Raw genomic sequence first — 16,170 nt, forward strand, 5'->3', positions numbered from 1 at the left:
GGCCAGCGCCGATGTCACGGCCGCGGGCGGAGACGATGCCGGCGGTGACGGTTCCACCAAGGCCGAACGGATTGCCGACGGCCACCACCCAGTCGCCGACGCGAACCTTGGAGTCATCGGCGAAGTCGACATAGGTAAACTTGCCGACGCCGTCGACCTTGAGCACGGCGAGATCGGTGCGCGGGTCGGTGCCGACCAGCTTGGCGTCGAGTTCCTTGCCGTCATGCATCACCACGGTGAAGGCCGAGCCTTCCGAAACAACGTGATTGTTGGTGACGAGATAGCCGTCATCCGAGATGAAGAAGCCCGAGCCCTGGGCAACCGGCCGCGGCTGGTCGTTGTTGCGGTCGCGGTGGCTGAAGCGCCTGTTGCCGCCACCCTGGCCGTCCTGGTCACCAAAGCCACGGAATTCCTTGAAGAAGCGGCGCAGCTGTGGATTGTTGGGCAGGTTGTTCATGCCATCCTGGTCGTCGGACGGCTCGGAGCCATCATCGGCGGCCGGGCTGATCTTGGCCTTGACCTTGACACTGACAACGGCGGGAGAAACGCGCTCGACGACATCCGCGAAGCCCGGCACCTGCGGCGCCTCGACGCGTACGGCATCGGCCAGAACAGGGCTGGTTCCGCTGGTCAGCGCGCCAACCCCGATCGCACCGGCCACGGCGACAGATGCGACGGCAGCCATGAGACGCTTGCGGGTGACGGAATATGAATTGGGGGCAATATTCATGGATCTCTTATCCTCTTTCAACGGACGCTGCTTGGTCGGCATCCTCGGAAAGGAGAATTAGAGCGGCACACATTACAGCGCCATTTCCGACACATGAAACTTTGGTAATGTTTGGGAGTGACGGCGGACGTCAGTCGCGGCGCAATATGGCGTCCAACGATGCCTGTTCTTCGGCGGACAGGGATTTTGTTGCCAGCACGCGGCGCGACCGCGCGGTCAGCACGATGAAAACACCTCCCACCAGCAACAGCAGGACGGGCGTGCCCCATAGCAACGCATTGCGCAGGTCGAATCGCGGCTTCAGCAGCACGAACTCGCCATATCGCGAAACCACGTAGTCCATGACCTGCTGGTCGGTGTCGCCGGCGACGAGGCGCTGACGCACAAGGACGCGCAGGTCGCGGGCAAGGTCGGCATCGGATTCGTCGATCGACTGGTTCTGGCAGACCATGCAGCGCAAGCCTTCCGACAGCGCCCGCGCCCGCGCCTCCAGCGTCGGATCAGGCAGCACCTCGTCAGGCTTCACCGCCGAGGCCGTGCCGGCAAAGAACAGCGCCAGCAGCAGGACAATGGAGGTCAGAGAAAACCGCGCGTTCATGGCAGGGTCGCGGATGGCACCGCGCTCGCCTGCTTACGCCGCCGCGACGGCGCGCCGACGCGCAGGCGCCGGTCCATCAGTGACATCGCCGCGCCCGCCATCATCATCAGGCCGCCGCCCCAGATCAACGTCACCAGCGGCTTCCACCACAAACGCACGACGACGGAACCGTCATTGCCCTCGTCGCCGAGCGAGATGTAGAGCTGCGAAAAACCAATCGTTCTGATGCCCGATTCCGTCGTCGTCATCTGCCGCACCGGATAAAACCGTTTGGCGGAGCTGATTTCGCCAACAGGGCTGCCGCTGACGCCGATCAGTTCGAAGCGGCCGAGATCCTCGCTGTAATTCGGTCCCTGGGCCGGATAAAGCCCGACGAAACGCAGCGTATGGCCGGACAGTTCGACGGTCTCACCGGCATGCATCGACAGGATCTTCTCGGTGCCGAAGCAAAGTGTGCCGACGATGCCGAGCGTGGTCAGGCCGAGGCCAAGGTGAGCGAAGGCAGTGCCGAAGACCGAGCGCGGCAGGCCGAGCAAGCGCCTGACCATGATCCCGGCGGCGACATTGCCGACCCCCGATTTGACGGCGAGATCGGTGAGCGCGCCAAGGATCAGCCAGACGGCAAGGCCAACGCCCAGGGCTGCGAACACCGAGGCGCCGTCGATGAACAAAGCGGTGACCAGCGTCGCCAGCAGCGCCGCTGCAAAGGCCACCATAAGGCGCTGCGCGACGGCGAAGACATCGCCGCGCTTCCAAGCCAGCAACGGCCCGAACGGAACCACGAGCAGCAACGGTACCATCAGCGGTCCGAAGGTGAGATTGAAGAACGGCGCGCCGACCGAGATCTTGTCGGCTGAAAAGGCTTCGACGGCGAGCGGATAGAGTGTGCCGACGAGGACGGTCGCCGTCGCCGTCGTCAGGAACAGATTGTTGAGGACCAGCGCCCCTTCTCGGGAAATCGGCTGGAACAGGCCGCCGGTCGTCAGCCGGGAAGCGCGCAGCGCAAACAGCGCCAGCGAGCCGCCGATAAACAGCGTCAGTATGCACAGGATAAACACGCCGCGCGTCGGATCGGTGGCAAAGGCGTGCACCGAGGTCAGCACGCCTGAACGCACGAGGAAGGTGCCGAGCAGCGACAGCGAAAAGGTCAGGATGGCGAGCAGCAGCGTCCAGATCTTCAGCGCCGAGCGCTTCTCCATGACGATGGCCGAATGCAGCAGCGCTGTGCCCGCCAGCCACGGCATGAAGGAGGCGTTCTCGACCGGATCCCAGAACCAGAAACCGCCCCAGCCAAGTTCATAGTAGGCCCAGTACGATCCCATGGCGATGCCGCCGGTCAGGAACATCCAGGCGACCAGCGTCCACGGCCGCACCCAGCGCGCCCAGGACGCGTCGATGCGGCCTTCGATGAGGGCGGCGACCGAGAAGGAAAAACAGATCGAGAAGCCGACATAGCCGAGATAGAGGAACGGTGGGTGGATGGCGAGGCCGAGATCCTGCAGGATCGGGTTGAGATCGCGGCCTTCGATCGGCGCCGGATTGAGCCGGATGAACGGATTGGACGTCGCCAGGATGAAGAGGAAGAAGGCGGCGCCGATGGCGCCTTGCACCGCAAGCACATTGGCGCGCAGCGTCGCCGGTAGGTTGGAGCCGAAAGCGGCGACGAGCGCGCCGAAGAAGGTCAGGATCAACACCCAAAGCAGCATCGAGCCTTCATGATTGCCCCAGGTTCCGGTGATCTTGTAGATCAACGGCTGCAAGGAATGCGAGTTTTCCCACACGCTTGCCACCGAGAAATCGGAGCTTGCATAGGCACTCGCCAACGCTGCGAAGGACAGCGCCGTCAAGGCAAAGCCGGTCACCGCGACCGGACCGCCGACGGCCATGAGGCGCTGGTTGTTCAGGCGCGCGCCAAACAGCGGCACCACCGTCTGCACCAGCGAAAGCGCAAACGCCAGGACGAGGGCGAAATGTCCGGTTTCAACCATGCCCGTGATCCATTGTCGCTCTCCTGCCGGAGCTATTCACTCTTGTTCTCCTGCCAGACGCCCTTGGCCTTGAGGCCGTCCGCAACCTCCTTGGGCATGTAGCGCTCATCATGCTTGGCCAGCACGCTATCGGCAACAAAAACCCCGTCCGGGCCGAAAGTACCCTCGGTGATGACGCCCTGCTCTTCGCGGAAAAGGTCGGGCAGGATGCCGGTGTAGGTGACCTTGACCGATTTGTGCGTGTCGGTCACCGAAAAGCCGACCGTGGCCCCCTGCCCGCGCTGGATCGTGCCTTTTTCGACCAATCCACCCAACCGGATGCGCTGGCCAGGCTGGACACTGGCGGTGGTGAGATCGGCCGGCATGTAGAAAAAGGAGGCCTTCTGGCCAAGCGCGTAAAAAGTCAGCCCGGTCGCGGCACCCAGGAAGACCAGCCCGCCCGCGATCACCGACAATCGTTTCTGCTTGCGCGTCATGTCTTGTTCTACTCCGTCGCCGCAAGGCCAAGCGAAGCGGCAAAGGCGGTGAATTTCTTCGCCTGCTCACTGTCGGCTCCAAAGACGGCGATGGCGCGACCGAGCGCCTCACGCGCCTGATCGGCTTTGCCGAGCACGACATAGGAACGAACGAGCCGCATCCATCCTTCCGGATCACGCGGATTTTGCCGCAGTTTGTCGTCGAGGCCGGCGACCATCGTATTGATCATGGCCTCCCGATCCTGCGGCGACATCGAGGATGCGGCGTCGACATCGCCGGCATCGGGACCGTTGGTGGCGCCGCTGGAGGCGACGTCGGAGCCTCCGGATTTGGCCAGCGCCTGCTCGACCGCACCGCGCCATGGCGAGTCCGGCGGCAATCTGCCCAGCATCGCCTGCCATGCCGTGGTCGCTTCCTTGGCGCGCCCCTCCTGCGCCAACGCCATGGCCAGGTAGAAACTCGCCTTCGCGTTGGCCGGATCGAGCTTCAGGGCTGCCTCGAAAGCATCCTGGGCATCGGCCGAGACAATGCCGCCTGCCGCGCTGGCGATCGCCTCGCCGAGACCGGCCTGGCGAACGGCGCTGTCGCCATCGAGCCGAATGGCGTTGCGATAGGCTCCCGCCGCGTCGGAAAAGCGCTGCATGCGCAGATAGACCGGTGCGAGCACGTCCCAGCCCCTGCCGTCGGTGGGATTGGCGGCCAGATGGGCTTCGGCCCGCGCCACCAGCTCGTCGACCGAACTGTCGGCGGGATTCTTGGCCAACCGCTCGCTGAGCGGTTGCGACGGCAGGTCAGGAGAGCCAAGCTGGACATAGAGCCCCCAACTGACCAGCGGCACCGCCAGCACGGCTACGGTTGCCACCAGCCTTGCCGTGATCGACGCTCGGCCAGGGTTTGCGCCGCCGGCGGTACCCGCATTGTCAAGGCGAAGGATGCGGCGAGCGATCTCGGCGCGGGCCTCGGCTGCTTCGGCCGGCTGGATCAAGCCACGCGCGGCGTCGCGGTCAAGCTCGGACAATTGGTCCCGATAGACTTCGAGATCATGTTCGCCGCTCGACGACGCGCCCTTGGCGCTGGCGGCCAGCGGCAGCAGCACCGCCAGGCTTGCACCCAGCGTGAGAATGGCGGCTATGACCCAGAACAGCATGGTTCTTCCAATACCGGCAGAGCTCTGCCGTGCCAACAGATGCATGCTGCGACGCTTTGACGACGCCAGCCGCCAATCATCGGCAGACGGTCGTCAGGTCAGCGGCGTCCAGCTGCCATCGGCGTTGCGGCAAGCGGTTCCGCGCGCCGTGAGCCCGGCGCCGCCGGAAAACACCGTCTGCGTGTACTGGCGGCAGTCCTGCGAACCGACGCGGTACGGCTGGGCCGGAACCACCTCGCCGTAGCGCGAAGCCTGAGCGCCTTTCCACGTCACCTTCTGGCCGCTGGTCGTATATTCCAGCGCCTTGTATTCAGCCTCGAGCGCGCTGCGCTTCTCGGTCTCGCTGAGGCCGTTGCCGATCGTCCCGCTGATGAGGCCGCCGCCCATCGCCGAAATGATCGTCGTGGTCACCTTGCCGCTGGAAGGAGGTGTCGAGGCCGGTGCCACTGCTATGGCTGGACCCTTGCCGCTCAAGGTGGTGCAGCCGGAAACGGCCAGCAATGCGGAAACGAGAGCGACGCGAATCTTCATGCCAACAACCGATTTTCTTGAGTGGGAGCCTGCCATGGATGCGCCGGGGGCCGCGTCATCGGAGAAGTTGGCGTGGCCATAGTATTGATATTTGTCGGAAATTTGGCCGTTGGCAGCTGCGAGACCAATCGACATGCCGCCAATAACATCTCCCGTCCCTCTATGTCGATTGGCCCTGGTGAACATCACTGAAGGCTCCGCAATCGCACCACCGCCTTCAATCCGCCCATACCGGACCGCTCGAGCGCCAGAACGCCTCCATACTCGTTGACGAGGTCTGCGACAATGGCCAGCCCCAGACCTGTTCCGGGCTTTGTCTCGTCCAGACGCCGTCCTCGCTTCAGCGCCTCGCGCGCCTTGTCCTCGGGAATGCCCGGACCGTCATCCTCTATGCTGATCTCGAACAGGCCGGCCGGGTCGTCCTTGCCGGTCAAGGGCACGACCGAAACCTGCACCGCGCTCTTTGCCCATTTCATCGCGTTTTCAAGGAGATTGCCCAGCAATTCCTCAAGATCCTCGCGCTCGCCGGCGAAGACGATTTCGGCCGCCGGCAGCGACAGCGACAGATTTGTCTGCGGATTGAGCTTCTGCAGAACCCGCACCATGCGCTGCACCAGCGGCGTCACCGGCGTGCGATAGACGACGCTGTCGCGTTGCGCCGCGACGCGGGCGCGCTGGAGATAGTGTTCGACCTGCTTCTGCATGGAAGCGGCCTGTTCGGCGATCAGCTGCCCCTTGGCGCCGCCGAGCGCGCGGCCCTCGTTGAGCAGTACCGCCAGCGGCGTCTTCAGCGAATGGGCGAGATTGCCGACCTGTGTTCGCGACCGCTCGACGATGCGCCTGTTGTTTTCGATCAACGCGTTGGTTTCGTTGGCAAGCGGTTCGATCTCGGCCGGGAAGCGGCCGTCGAGCCTCTGCGCGGTGCCCTCGCGCACCATGGCGAGCGCGTTCCTGACCCGGCGCAGCGGCTGCAGGCCGAGCAGGATGGCGATCGCGTTGATGGCGATCATGCCGACGCCGAACAGGCTGAGATAGGTCAGCAGGCGGCGCTGGAAGGTAGCGATTTCCTGTTCGAGTTCGCTCTGGTTGCCCATGACGCGGAAACGCGCGGCCCGGTTCTTGGCGTCGAGAACGAATTCGCTCTCGAAAACTTCGAGTTGCTCGCCGTCGATGCCTTCAGCTGCGTAGCTGCGCTGAAAGCTGGCATTGAACGGCACCTCGGCAACGCTCGGTGATGGGATCGTCGTGGTCATCGACGACGAGTGGAGATCGCCATGCACGCCCTCCGAAGCGGGCTCGACCGACCAGTACCAGCCCGAATTCGGCTCCGAGAACCGAAGGTCGCCGAGGTCTGGCGCGCCAGTCAGCGCTCCGCTGTCGGAGATGCCGATCGAACCGATCAGGTTGAACAGATGCGCCGAAAGCAGGCTGTCGAAGCCGCGCTCGCTGGCCTGGCGGTATAGGGTGGTGATCAAGGTGAAGATGACAACGAGCGTCACGATCGCCCAGACCGTGGAAAAGGCGATAACGCGGAACGTCAGCGAACGCGGCCACAAACGCAGCGAAAGCGGCGTCCTTGCGGTTGGTTTGAGCGGTTCCGAGTTACGCCTCCGGCTCACGCATGCGGTAGCCCATGCCGCGCACGGTTTCGATCATGTCGATGCCCATCTTCTTGCGCAGCCGCCCGACAAACACCTCGATGGTGTTGGAATCGCGGTCGAAATCCTGATCGTAGAGATGCTCGACCAGTTCGGTCCGCGAGACGACTTCGCCCATATGGTGCATCAGATAGGCAAGCAGGCGGAATTCGTGCGACGTCAGTTTCAGCGGCACGCCGTCGACATCGGCCTTGGAGGCCTTGGTGTCGAGACGCAGCGGCCCGCAGGTCAGTTCGGACGAGGCATGGCCGGCAGCGCGCCGGATCAGGGCCCGCAGCCTCGCCAGCACCTCCTCGATGTGGAACGGCTTGGTGACGTAGTCATCGGCGCCGGCATCGATGCCGGAGACCTTGTCGCTCCAGCGGTCGCGCGCCGTCAGGATCAGCACCGGCATCTTGCGGCCGCCGCGCCGCCAGCGCTCGACCACGCTGATGCCGTCCATCTGCGGCAGGCCGATATCGAGCACGACCGCGTCATAGGGCTCTGTGTCGCCAAGGAAATGGCCTTCCTCGCCGTCGAAGGCGCGGTCGACGACATAGCCGGCATCGACCAGCGCATCCGATATCTGCCGATTGAGATCCTTGTCATCTTCGACGACGAGTACACGCATGCGGAGTTCGATACCTGTTGAAGAGCTTTGTCAGATTGAAGAGCTTGGTCAGATTGAAGAGCTTTGTCAGATTGAAGAGCTTGGTCAGATTGAAGAGCTTTGTCAGATTGAAGACTGGGGCAGATATAGGCCGATTCCGGCGGCCTGGGAAACGTAGCCTAGGTTGATTGGGTCAGTTCAGCGGAACGACGATCTCGGAACGTCGCGGACGTTGTCCGTCCTTGCCTGGAACGAGCACGACGATGACACAGACAGGCTGACCTCCGCGCGTCGATTGCGAGGCCTTGGCCAGGGTTCCGCCATTCTGCTCGGCCACCTGCTGGCCGATGGCGTAGCAATCGGACGCCGCCAGTACGATCGGACTGGCCAGGTCGGGCGGCGCGATGACCGGCATCGCCATCGCCCGCGACGCGAACAGCCCGGCAGCACAAAGCGCCAGTGTCGCAATTCGGAAGTGGGAGCGAAGCGTTTTCATGACCGGCGTTGTAACGCATCGGTGCTGAACGTGAAATGAACGGTGAACGCCGCTGAAAACATCCTCGCCACACCCCTGCAACGCGAGACAATCAACCTGGAATTTCACCGCCTCGAACAGGTGAAATCCCGCGAAAGTCCAGTCTAGACTCGGTTTTGACCATATTGAAAGCGCATCAGGCATTTTCCTGCGTTATCGCGCGAAAACGCAGCAGCCCGTGATGGACGAGCAGATCCTCGTCATGGCGGGCTTCGGCAAATTCCAGCGACAGTCGTGTCTGGCCGCGAGGGCCAATCGCCAATGCTGCGTCGGCAAGGCGCGCCTGGATGGCGGCCATGATGGCTAGCGTTTCGGCGTCGCCATGGGCTTTCGACCAGACATGCAGCGTAATCAACTGATCGTCGGTGTTCTCGGTGCCCGTATCCCAGTCAAAAGCGGAGGTCTGGCCGCAGGTCACGTACGGAAAAGCGGCATTCTCGGCTGGCCGTTCGAGCAGTCCGGCGCCGCCCAGCAAGGCCGACAGCGATGCATCGCTTTTCAGCCTGAGAAACAGTGCCTGCTGTAAATCGCCTGGCGCGGTCATCGTCTTTTCCTCCAGTTCCTGCGCTGCCGATTATTGCTTTTCGGAAGCTGTCCGCGTTCTGCGTGTTCTGACAGATATAGCCATTCGACGCGCGGAGGCGATGGCGATTCGTCATCGGAATGATGGATGCCGATGATCTCGAAAGGGCGACTTTGCCAACACCATCGTCCGCGGGCACCGCGCCGCGAACATGGACTCTCGATTCCTGGTTACATATTCTCGCTACAGGGTCGCATGACGATCCACGAAGCAATTTCGGAAGCTGATGATGCTCGATGCAGAAAAGACCAGGGCTGCCTCGCGGTTGTTGGTAGGCCACTGGGACAAGGGCACCCGTCTCGGCGCCATACCTGAGGCGTTGCGCCCACAAACACGGCTCGAAGGTTACGCCATCCAGTCGCATGTCCTGGATCGCTCGGCGGCCTCGCTTTTCGGCTGGAAGATTGCCGCGACCAGTCTGGCCGGACAAAGGCACATCAATGTCGACGGCCCGATGGCCGGACGTCTCCTGGCCGAAAAAGCGGTGGAGGTCGGCGGGACCGTTTCCCTGGCGACGAGCAAGATGCGCGTGGCCGAGATCGAGTTCGCTTTCCGATTCGGCCGCGAACTGCCGCCTCGTCCGGCACCCTATGAAATCGCCGAAGTGATGAAAGCCGTGGCGACCTTGCACCCGGCGATCGAAATTCCGGACTCACGCTATGACGATTTCTGCGCCGTCGGGGCGCCGCAGCTCATTGCGGACAATGCTTGCGCCAATCTGTTTGTCATCGGCGAGGCGGCGGAAGACGACTGGCGCGGCGTGGACCTTGCAAAGCACCCCGTGGTCGCTTTCGTTTCCGGAAAGTCGCAGCACAACGGATCGGGAGCGGCCGTGTTGGGCGATCCTCGCATCGCGCTCACCTGGCTCGTCAACGAGCTGTCGGGCCTGGGCATAGCGCTCCAACCGGGACAGGTGGTGATTACAGGCACCTGCGTGACGCCGATAAGCGTCGAGGCAGGCGACGAAGTCACCGGCGATCTCGGCCGGTTTGGCCGCGTCTCGGTGCGGTTTGTCTAGGCTCCGCGCTGCCTGGCCACGAAACTGCGCACCGCCAGCACCAGCACGGTGATGATGATCAGGATCACCGAGAGCGCGGCGATCGCCGGGTCGATGTTGTCGCGCAGGCCCATCCACATCAGCCTCGGCAGGGTGATGGCGTTGACCGAGGTGATGAACAGGGTGACGCCGATTTCTTCCCACGACAGCACGAAGGAGAGCAGTGCCGCTGTGATGATGCCGAACTTGATGTTGGGCATGATGATGCGGGTGGCGCGCTCCCACACAGTGGCCCCTAAGCCCCGCGCGGCAAGGTCGATGCGCCGGTCGAGCTGGCTGAGCGAGACCAGCATCAGCACGGTGGCGAAGGGCACCGTCATCACCGAATGCGCCATGGCGACGCCGAGCCATGTGTCATAGCCGAAGAACGTGCTGAAGCCCGACATCGAGGTCAGCAGGAAGTAGAGCGTGATCGCCGAGACCACCGGCGGCACCACCATCGGCAGCAGCACGAAACCGACCAGGGCCGCGGTGAAGCGCGGCTGGAACATCCAGACGCCGAGGCTGAAGCACAGCGCGAGCACGGTGGAAAAGGCACTGCTGACGACACCGATGCGGATCGAGAGCAGGATTGATTGGAGCCAGCGCGGGTCCTCGACCAGCGCCCGGTAGTGGCGCAGCGACAGTTCGCCCGACGGCATCGCCAGCATGCGGCTCGGCGTCAGCGACACCGGGATGACGGCGAGCAGCGGCATCAGCAGGAACAGCGCCACGAGGGCGGCGATGATCAGCGAGACGGGACCGGGGCGGTAGGTCGGCATCAGATCAACTGCTTCGGTCTGACATATCGGAACAAAAGCGCCATCAGCGCGCCGACGAACAGCACCAGCACGACGCTGATCGCCGCCCCCAGGCCCCAGTCCGGGCTCTGGAAGATCCTGAGATAGATCAGCTCGGCGATCATGACGCTGCGGCCGCCACCGAGGATCGCCGGCGTGACGAAGAAGCCGAGCGAGAAGACGAACACGATCATCGCCGCGCCGATGATGCCGGAGCGCGTCATCGGCACGAACACTGTCCAGAAGGTGCGCATGCGGCTGGAGCCGAGCCCGCGCGCGGCCAGGAGCACGCGGTCGTCGAGGCTGCGCATGGCTGATGCCAGCGGGAAGACGGCGAACGGAATGAGGAAATGGGTCATACCGACGATGACGCCGAACTCGTTGCGCACCAGCGCCAGCGGTTCGGAAATGAAGCCGATCGCCTGCAGCCAGGTGTTGATCAGGCCGCGATTGGAGAGCAGCGCCACCCAGCCGAAGGCACGGGTCAGCACGGAAATCCAGAAGGGAACGAGAATGCAGAACTCGGCGATCAGGCGCTGTGCCGGGGTTCCACGCACCCAGACGACGGTGATGGCGTAGGCAGCGGCCACCGAAACCACGGTGACGACCGCCGCGATGCGCAGCGTGCGGATGAACACCGACTGTACAAGATCGTCGGTGAGCAGCGCCTCATACTGGCCGAGGCCGGGCGTCGGCAGTGTGAAGCTCCATTTGACGACGCCGAGGAACGGCCAGGCATAGGCCAGGACAAGAAACAGGAGCAGCGGCGCCATCAACAGCGCCGCGCCCATCCTGTCGGAGAGATAGGATCTCATGTCGACCCGATTACCCCGGCCCTGATCAGGCCGAGATGATCTTGGTGTATTCGTCGAGCGCCGGCCCGTAGTTCTTGGCGTACCAGTCCATGTCCAGTGCGATCTGCTTCTTCATGTTCTCGGGATCGACCGGGTTGATGCGCTTCTTGTCGGCCGGGATCAGCGCATCGGCTGCCGGGTTGGCGGGGCCCTGGCCGAGCTTGTCGAACATGACCAGCTGCTTTTCAGGGTCCTGAGCACTGGCGATGAACTTCATCGCAGCGTCCTTGCCGCCGGGATTGCCCTTGAGCACGGCCAGCGCGCCGGGCGAGATCAGGCCCTGGTCCCAGATGAACTTGATCTTGCCGCCGCTATCCTGCTCGATCAGTGATGCACGGGTCGACCAGACGATCGCCATCGAGGCCTCGCCATTGAGCAGCACGCTCTGGCTTTCGGCGCCGCCGCCCCAATAGGCAACGACATTTTCCTTGAAGGCGGCGATCTTGTCATGGGCGCGCTTGAGGTCGAGCGGGTAGAGCGACGCAGGCGCGATACCGTCGGCGAGCAGCGCCGCTTCCCAGCTCGACACGCCCCATTTGTAGAGCGAGCGCTTGCCGGGGAACTTCTTCACATCAAAGAAATCGACCATGCCGGTCGGCGCGTCCTTGCCGTACTTCTCGGAATCATAGGCGATGACATAGGAGAAGAAATAGGTCGAGGCGGCGTATTCCCAACCAAAGCCGGGCCGCATCTTCTTCTTGTGGACGATGCTGTAGTCGATCGGCTCGAGAGCCCCTTGGGCGCCGAGCGTGATGGCCGAGAACGGATCTACGTCGACGAGATCCCAGGTCGGCGCGCCGCTCTTGAACTGCGCGGCGATGGCGCCTTCGGTCGGCCCCGAACCGTCCATCTTGACGGTGATGCCGGTGTCCTTGGTGAAGGCTTGGCCATATGCGGCATCGTAGGCGGTGATGGCATCGCCACCCCAGTTGACCAGCACAAGTTCCTTGGCCTGCGCAAAGGCACCTGTCGAGCGCAGCAGCATCGGCGTGCCGGCCAGCACGAGTGCCGCCAGCTGTGTGAACTGCCGGCGCGAGATCTCGCCGCGACCTGCCTTGGCGGACAGGCTCTCGATGGCTTGCTTTTTGGTATCATGTGTCATGTCAGTTCCCCTTTTTTGTTGTTGATAGTGCCGGAAAGCGGTGCTGCGATATCTCGCCACACCGCTCGTCATTGCCCTCCATGCGGAAGGAGGAAGCCCTTTTCCGCCGGCCAGGTGAGCCAGACGGAGTTGCCCTTGCTGAGCGCCGCGGCCGCCACCTCGTTGGGCACCGAGACCGTGACCTTGGCGCCTTGCCGCGTCGTCAGGTCGAGCCGCGTTGCAGCACCCAGATAGGTGGAGTTGGTGGCGGTAGCGGCGATGCCATTCTCACCATCTGCCGCCTCGCCCGATATCGACATGTATTCCGGCCGGATCGCCAGGATTGCATCGCCTTGTACCAGCTCGGCCTTGCAGCCCATGCTGATCGTGCGGTCCTCGCACAGGCCCGTCGAGCCATTGCCGGCGGGCCTGACCCCCTTCAGCGGCAGCATGTTGATCTCGCCGAGGAACTCGGCGACGAAGCGGTTGTCCGGCCGGTCGTAGACCTCGTCGGGCGGTCCAACCTGCAGCAATTTGCCGTGATTGAAGATGGCGACGCGCGACGACAGCGCCAGTGCCTCGCTCTGGTCGTGGGTGACGAAGACGAAGGTGGTGCCGGTCTCCTGGTGCAGCCGCTTCATCTCGGCCTGCATCTGGCCGCGCAGGCCCTTGTCGAGCGCGGAAAACGGTTCGTCGAGCAACAGCACGCCCGGTTCGAACACCAGCGCGCGGGCCAGCGCCACGCGCTGCTGCTGGCCGCCCGACAGTTGCGCCGGCAGTTTTTTCTCGTGGCCCTTGAGGCCGACGCGCTCGATCATCTCGCCGACACGGCGCTTGATGTCGGCGGCCGATTTCTTGCGCACCTTGAGTGGGAAGGCGATGTTGGCTTCGACGCTCATATGCGGAAACAGCGCGTAGCCCTGGAAGACCATGCCGGCGGCGCGTTGCTCGGCCGGCCGATCGGTGATGTCGACGCCGTCGCTGAGCAGCTTGCCCTCGGTCGGCTGCACGAAGCCGGCAAGGATCATCAGGAAGGTGGTCTTGCCCGAACCGGACGGCCCGAGCAGAGTCAGGAACTCGCCGCGGCCGATATCGAGCGACAGATTGTCCAGCGCACGGAACGAGCCGAAGCTCTTGCCGATCCCGATTGCCTTGATCTCTGCGGCACGGCCGGGTTGCTGCATACTGCCCTTTCCCTAACGCTTGTCGAAATCGTAGGCAGGGTGCCGGCTCACCGCAACCGAATAGTTTTCGCCTGATCGGCAAATTTCATTCATCTATTGCGAGATGTCGCCACCTGCCCTCAATACGGCAGAATGCGGTTCTCCTGGAGTTTCGACCGCAGCCATCCTGCGAACGCTTCCAGCACCGGATGCGAAGCCTTGGCGTGTTCGGAGACCAGGAAATAGGAGCGCGGCGACTTGATCGCGATGTCGAACGGCCTGACCAGCCGGCCCTCGCTCAGCGCCCGCCGGCTGGTCAGTTCGTCGCCCATGGCGATGCCCTGGCCGGCAATCGCCGCCGAAAAGACGAGGTTCATGTCCGAAAAGAAGATGCCGCCCTCAATGTCAGGGTTTTCCACCTTGGACAGCGCCAGCCAGCGCGCCCAATCCTCGGTGTCATCAAGATGCAGCAGATTAGCGCGCAGCACGTCCGACGGCCGGGAAAAACCGCCGACCTTGTTGAGCAGCGTCGGGCTGCAGAGCGGCGTGAACGAGATTTCGCAGAGCGGCTCGACCGCCCGGTTCGGCCAATTGCCGACACCAAATGCAATGAAGGCATCGGCATCGGCGTTGCTGACATCGTCGAGCCGGCGCGGCGTCAGGATGCGCAGCGCCACGTCAGGATACATCTGCCGGAACTCGCCGATATGGGTGCACAAGAACAGCGAGGCGAAGCCGGGCGTGCAACTGACGGCGAACGAGCCGCCGACGCCGGTGCCGGCATCACGCGTCACCGCGTCGCCCAGAACGGTGAGCGCCTTGCGCACGTCGCTGGCGTAGCGCTGGCCGCGCGGCGTCAGCGCCACGCCCTTGCCGATGCGTTCGAGCAGGTCGAAGCCGAGGTCGCGCTCCAGCAGGCGAAGCTGATGGCTAACAGCGCTGCGGGTCAGGTGCAGCTCGTCGGCGGCGCGACAGACGCTGCCGTGGCGGGCGAAGCTGTCGAGCGCGCGCAGCGCTTGTGTCGATGGTATACGCAAGGAGCCTCAGGTGAACCGAATTTGCACGAACCGGGAAAACATATCACTTTTTAGCGACCCGCTTCACTGCTTTCTTCTCATGCCATGGAGAAACCGGTGGCCACCTCGGCGCAAGCAACCGCCCTTGCCTGTCTCGACGGCATCCAGCCGTTGTTGTCCGCGTGGACACGCACCATCTTCGATTACGGCGAGACCGCGTGGCGGGAGTATCAATCAGCCGCCTGGTATGTCGAGCGGCTGAAACTCGAAGGCTTTTCCGTCGAAGAAGGCTCCGCCGGCATGCCGACCGCCTTCTGCGCGCATTGGACCAACGGCCCCGGCCCGACCATCGGCATGTACGCCGAATACGACGCGGTGCCGGGCAATTGCCAGGATGCCGCTACGGTCGAGCGTCCGCGCCGGGGACTTGGCAACCAGGCCGGCGGCCACACCGACCCGCATTCCGGCCTCGGGATTTCGAGCCTCGGCGGGCTGCTGGCGACCAAGGCGGCGATGCAGCGCCACGGCCTATCAGGCACGCTGCGCTTCACCGGCGAGCCGGCGGAAAAGGTGCGCGGGTCAAAGCCGATCCATGCCGCCAAGGGCTATTATGACGGCCTTGCCGGCATGATCTCCTTTCATCCGTTCTACATGCTGCCGCTCTGCAACACGGCGCGCTGGGACACGCATTGCGGCGCGGCCTACGCGATGATCTATCGCTTCATCTGCGACCAACCGGAGCGCTGGGCGCTGGCTGCGGGTGCTGCACCCATTCCGCAAGCACATTCGGCGGCGCGCGCCCCCGGCGCCAACGACGCATTGATGATGATGTACATGGCCTCCAAGGCTCTGCGCGATTCCATGCTGCCGCACCAGGGCGGCTGGTCGATCAGCGAAGCGATCCTGACGGCGGGGCAAGCAACCGCCGACAATTTGCCGGCGGGGCTGGCCGAGATCCAGTACATGATCCGCGTGCCGACGCTTGCCATGGCCGAGCAGGTCACCACGGTGCTCGACCGCAATGCCGAGGCCGCTGCCGGCATGAGCGGCTGCCGCCATGAGCGGCATTGGGTGTCGAAGTCACGACCGGGACTTGCCAATCATGCCATGGCCGAAATCGCCTATGAAGCGCTGTCGACGGCTGGGCCGCCGCGCTGGGACGAGGACGCCAAGGCAGTTGCCCGCGAAATACAGGTCAATGCCGGGCGCATGGCGAGCGACGAGCCGTTCATCGAAGAACTCGAGCGCTTGATCGAGCCGCAGGCGGCGGAAGCGATCCTGCGCCGCGATCTGCCGCCCTCGCAAGTCAATTCGACCTCCGACGATTACACCGACATGAGCTGGCATACGCCGACGGCGCGGTTCTATGTCGCCCGCCCGGCGC

18 protein-coding genes are annotated in these 16,170 nt (G+C 63.7%); 3 read left to right on the top strand and 15 right to left on the bottom strand.

Annotation, left to right across the window (positions count from 1 at the left end; all coding sequences use genetic code 11):
• The 8 genes from EOD15_RS12425 to EOD15_RS12460 form a co-directional block, all read right to left on the bottom strand.
• Nucleotides 1–730: trypsin-like peptidase domain-containing protein (locus EOD15_RS12425; protein WP_185928993.1), on the bottom strand; the 730-nt coding region annotated here is incomplete at its 3' end.
• Between the two features lie 130 nt (nucleotides 731–860).
• Nucleotides 861–1,328, bottom strand: a complete 468-nt coding sequence (locus tag EOD15_RS12430) for a cytochrome c-type biogenesis protein (RefSeq protein ID WP_127321625.1) — start codon at nucleotides 1,326–1,328, stop codon at nucleotides 861–863.
• Complete coding sequence (locus EOD15_RS12435) at nucleotides 1,325–3,316, bottom strand: heme lyase CcmF/NrfE family subunit (RefSeq protein ID WP_127270960.1); 1,992 nt, start codon at nucleotides 3,314–3,316, stop codon at nucleotides 1,325–1,327. The genes EOD15_RS12430 and EOD15_RS12435 overlap by 4 nt, the downstream gene beginning before the upstream one ends.
• 32 nt (nucleotides 3,317–3,348) lie before the next feature.
• Complete coding sequence (ccmE, locus tag EOD15_RS12440; protein ID WP_127321624.1) at nucleotides 3,349–3,792, bottom strand: cytochrome c maturation protein CcmE; 444 nt, start codon at nucleotides 3,790–3,792, stop codon at nucleotides 3,349–3,351.
• Nucleotides 3,793–3,800: 8 nt separating this feature from the next.
• The gene (ccmI, locus tag EOD15_RS12445; protein WP_127321623.1) at nucleotides 3,801–4,940 is read right to left on the bottom strand and encodes a c-type cytochrome biogenesis protein CcmI; all 1,140 of its coding nucleotides are present in this window, start codon (nucleotides 4,938–4,940) and stop codon (nucleotides 3,801–3,803) included.
• Between the two features lie 93 nt (nucleotides 4,941–5,033).
• Nucleotides 5,034–5,471 (bottom strand): hypothetical protein, encoded by a 438-nt coding sequence (locus tag EOD15_RS12450; protein WP_127321622.1) that lies wholly within the window; start codon nucleotides 5,469–5,471, stop codon nucleotides 5,034–5,036.
• 185 nt (nucleotides 5,472–5,656) lie between these two features.
• Nucleotides 5,657–7,090 carry an ATP-binding protein gene (locus EOD15_RS12455; protein WP_127269160.1) on the bottom strand — a complete coding sequence of 478 codons (1,434 nt, stop codon included), beginning with the start codon at nucleotides 7,088–7,090 and terminating at the stop codon, nucleotides 5,657–5,659.
• Nucleotides 7,074–7,739, bottom strand: a complete 666-nt coding sequence (locus tag EOD15_RS12460; protein ID WP_023812809.1) for a response regulator transcription factor — start codon at nucleotides 7,737–7,739, stop codon at nucleotides 7,074–7,076. The genes EOD15_RS12455 and EOD15_RS12460 overlap by 17 nt, the downstream gene beginning before the upstream one ends.
• On the opposite strand from EOD15_RS12460, the gene EOD15_RS35725 reads away from it, so the two are divergent.
• Nucleotides 7,738–7,896, top strand: a complete 159-nt coding sequence (locus EOD15_RS35725; RefSeq protein WP_164761772.1) for a hypothetical protein — start codon at nucleotides 7,738–7,740, stop codon at nucleotides 7,894–7,896. The two genes, EOD15_RS12460 and EOD15_RS35725, sit on opposite strands and share 2 nt — an antisense overlap.
• A 15-nt stretch (nucleotides 7,897–7,911) precedes the next feature.
• On the opposite strand, the gene EOD15_RS12465 is transcribed toward EOD15_RS35725, so the two are convergent.
• A complete protein-coding gene (locus tag EOD15_RS12465) occupies nucleotides 7,912–8,214 on the bottom strand; it encodes a hypothetical protein (protein WP_127269164.1) in 303 nt (100 codons plus the stop codon).
• 175 nt (nucleotides 8,215–8,389) lie between these two features.
• The gene (locus tag EOD15_RS12470; protein WP_127320960.1) at nucleotides 8,390–8,797 is read right to left on the bottom strand and encodes a DUF3168 domain-containing protein; all 408 of its coding nucleotides are present in this window, start codon (nucleotides 8,795–8,797) and stop codon (nucleotides 8,390–8,392) included.
• Nucleotides 8,798–9,065: 268 nt separating this feature from the next.
• On the opposite strand from EOD15_RS12470, the gene EOD15_RS12475 reads away from it, so the two are divergent.
• Nucleotides 9,066–9,854 carry a fumarylacetoacetate hydrolase family protein gene (locus EOD15_RS12475; protein WP_127320959.1) on the top strand — a complete coding sequence of 263 codons (789 nt, stop codon included), beginning with the start codon at nucleotides 9,066–9,068 and terminating at the stop codon, nucleotides 9,852–9,854.
• On the opposite strand, the gene EOD15_RS12480 is transcribed toward EOD15_RS12475, so the two are convergent.
• The 5 genes from EOD15_RS12480 to EOD15_RS12500 form a co-directional block, all read right to left on the bottom strand.
• Nucleotides 9,851–10,654 (bottom strand): ABC transporter permease, encoded by an 804-nt coding sequence (locus EOD15_RS12480; protein ID WP_127320958.1) that lies wholly within the window; start codon nucleotides 10,652–10,654, stop codon nucleotides 9,851–9,853. The genes EOD15_RS12475 and EOD15_RS12480 overlap by 4 nt on opposite strands.
• Nucleotides 10,654–11,487: an ABC transporter permease gene (locus EOD15_RS12485; RefSeq protein ID WP_013532644.1), complete on the bottom strand. Its 834-nt coding sequence runs from the start codon at nucleotides 11,485–11,487 to the stop codon at nucleotides 10,654–10,656. The genes EOD15_RS12480 and EOD15_RS12485 overlap by 1 nt, the downstream gene beginning before the upstream one ends.
• 25 nt (nucleotides 11,488–11,512) lie before the next feature.
• Nucleotides 11,513–12,628, bottom strand: coding sequence for an ABC transporter substrate-binding protein (locus tag EOD15_RS12490; RefSeq protein ID WP_127320957.1), 1,116 nt, complete (start codon nucleotides 12,626–12,628; stop codon nucleotides 11,513–11,515).
• Nucleotides 12,629–12,696: 68 nt separating this feature from the next.
• Complete coding sequence (locus EOD15_RS12495) at nucleotides 12,697–13,791, bottom strand: ABC transporter ATP-binding protein (protein WP_127320956.1); 1,095 nt, start codon at nucleotides 13,789–13,791, stop codon at nucleotides 12,697–12,699.
• A 119-nt stretch (nucleotides 13,792–13,910) separates the two neighbouring features.
• Entirely contained in the window at nucleotides 13,911–14,807 is an 897-nt protein-coding gene (locus tag EOD15_RS12500; protein ID WP_127408525.1) for a LysR substrate-binding domain-containing protein, read from the bottom strand.
• A gap of 84 nt (nucleotides 14,808–14,891) precedes the next feature.
• On the opposite strand from EOD15_RS12500, the gene EOD15_RS12505 reads away from it, so the two are divergent.
• On the top strand, nucleotides 14,892–16,170 hold a 1,279-nt coding region (locus tag EOD15_RS12505; RefSeq protein WP_185928994.1), incomplete at its 3' end, for an amidohydrolase.

Source organism: Mesorhizobium sp. M7A.T.Ca.US.000.02.2.1, from assembly GCF_003996995.1.
GTDB lineage: Bacteria > Pseudomonadota > Alphaproteobacteria > Rhizobiales > Rhizobiaceae > Mesorhizobium.

Bases quoted from the DNA above. Each gene is read 5' to 3' on its own strand.
- EOD15_RS12430 (WP_127321625.1), bottom strand. From the start codon at position 1,328: ATGAACGCGCGGTTTTCTCTGACCTCCATTGTCCTGCTGCTGGCGCTG.
- ccmE (WP_127321624.1), bottom strand. From the start codon at position 3,792: ATGACGCGCAAGCAGAAACGATTGTCGGTGATCGCGGGCGGGCTGGTC.
- EOD15_RS12460 (WP_023812809.1), bottom strand. From the start codon at position 7,739: ATGCGTGTACTCGTCGTCGAAGATGACAAGGATCTCAATCGGCAGATA.
- EOD15_RS12470 (WP_127320960.1), bottom strand. From the start codon at position 8,797: ATGACCGCGCCAGGCGATTTACAGCAGGCACTGTTTCTCAGGCTGAAA.
- ccmI (WP_127321623.1), bottom strand. From the start codon at position 4,940: ATGCTGTTCTGGGTCATAGCCGCCATTCTCACGCTGGGTGCAAGCCTG.
- EOD15_RS35725 (WP_164761772.1), top strand. From the start codon at position 7,738: ATGCGGAGTTCGATACCTGTTGAAGAGCTTTGTCAGATTGAAGAGCTT.
- EOD15_RS12435 (WP_127270960.1), bottom strand. From the start codon at position 3,316: ATGGTTGAAACCGGACATTTCGCCCTCGTCCTGGCGTTTGCGCTTTCG.
- EOD15_RS12450 (WP_127321622.1), bottom strand. From the start codon at position 5,471: ATGAAGATTCGCGTCGCTCTCGTTTCCGCATTGCTGGCCGTTTCCGGC.
- EOD15_RS12495 (WP_127320956.1), bottom strand. From the start codon at position 13,791: ATGCAGCAACCCGGCCGTGCCGCAGAGATCAAGGCAATCGGGATCGGC.
- EOD15_RS12485 (WP_013532644.1), bottom strand. From the start codon at position 11,487: ATGAGATCCTATCTCTCCGACAGGATGGGCGCGGCGCTGTTGATGGCG.
- EOD15_RS12475 (WP_127320959.1), top strand. From the start codon at position 9,066: ATGCTCGATGCAGAAAAGACCAGGGCTGCCTCGCGGTTGTTGGTAGGC.
- EOD15_RS12480 (WP_127320958.1), bottom strand. From the start codon at position 10,654: ATGCCGACCTACCGCCCCGGTCCCGTCTCGCTGATCATCGCCGCCCTC.
- EOD15_RS12490 (WP_127320957.1), bottom strand. From the start codon at position 12,628: ATGACACATGATACCAAAAAGCAAGCCATCGAGAGCCTGTCCGCCAAG.
- EOD15_RS12465 (WP_127269164.1), bottom strand. From the start codon at position 8,214: ATGAAAACGCTTCGCTCCCACTTCCGAATTGCGACACTGGCGCTTTGT.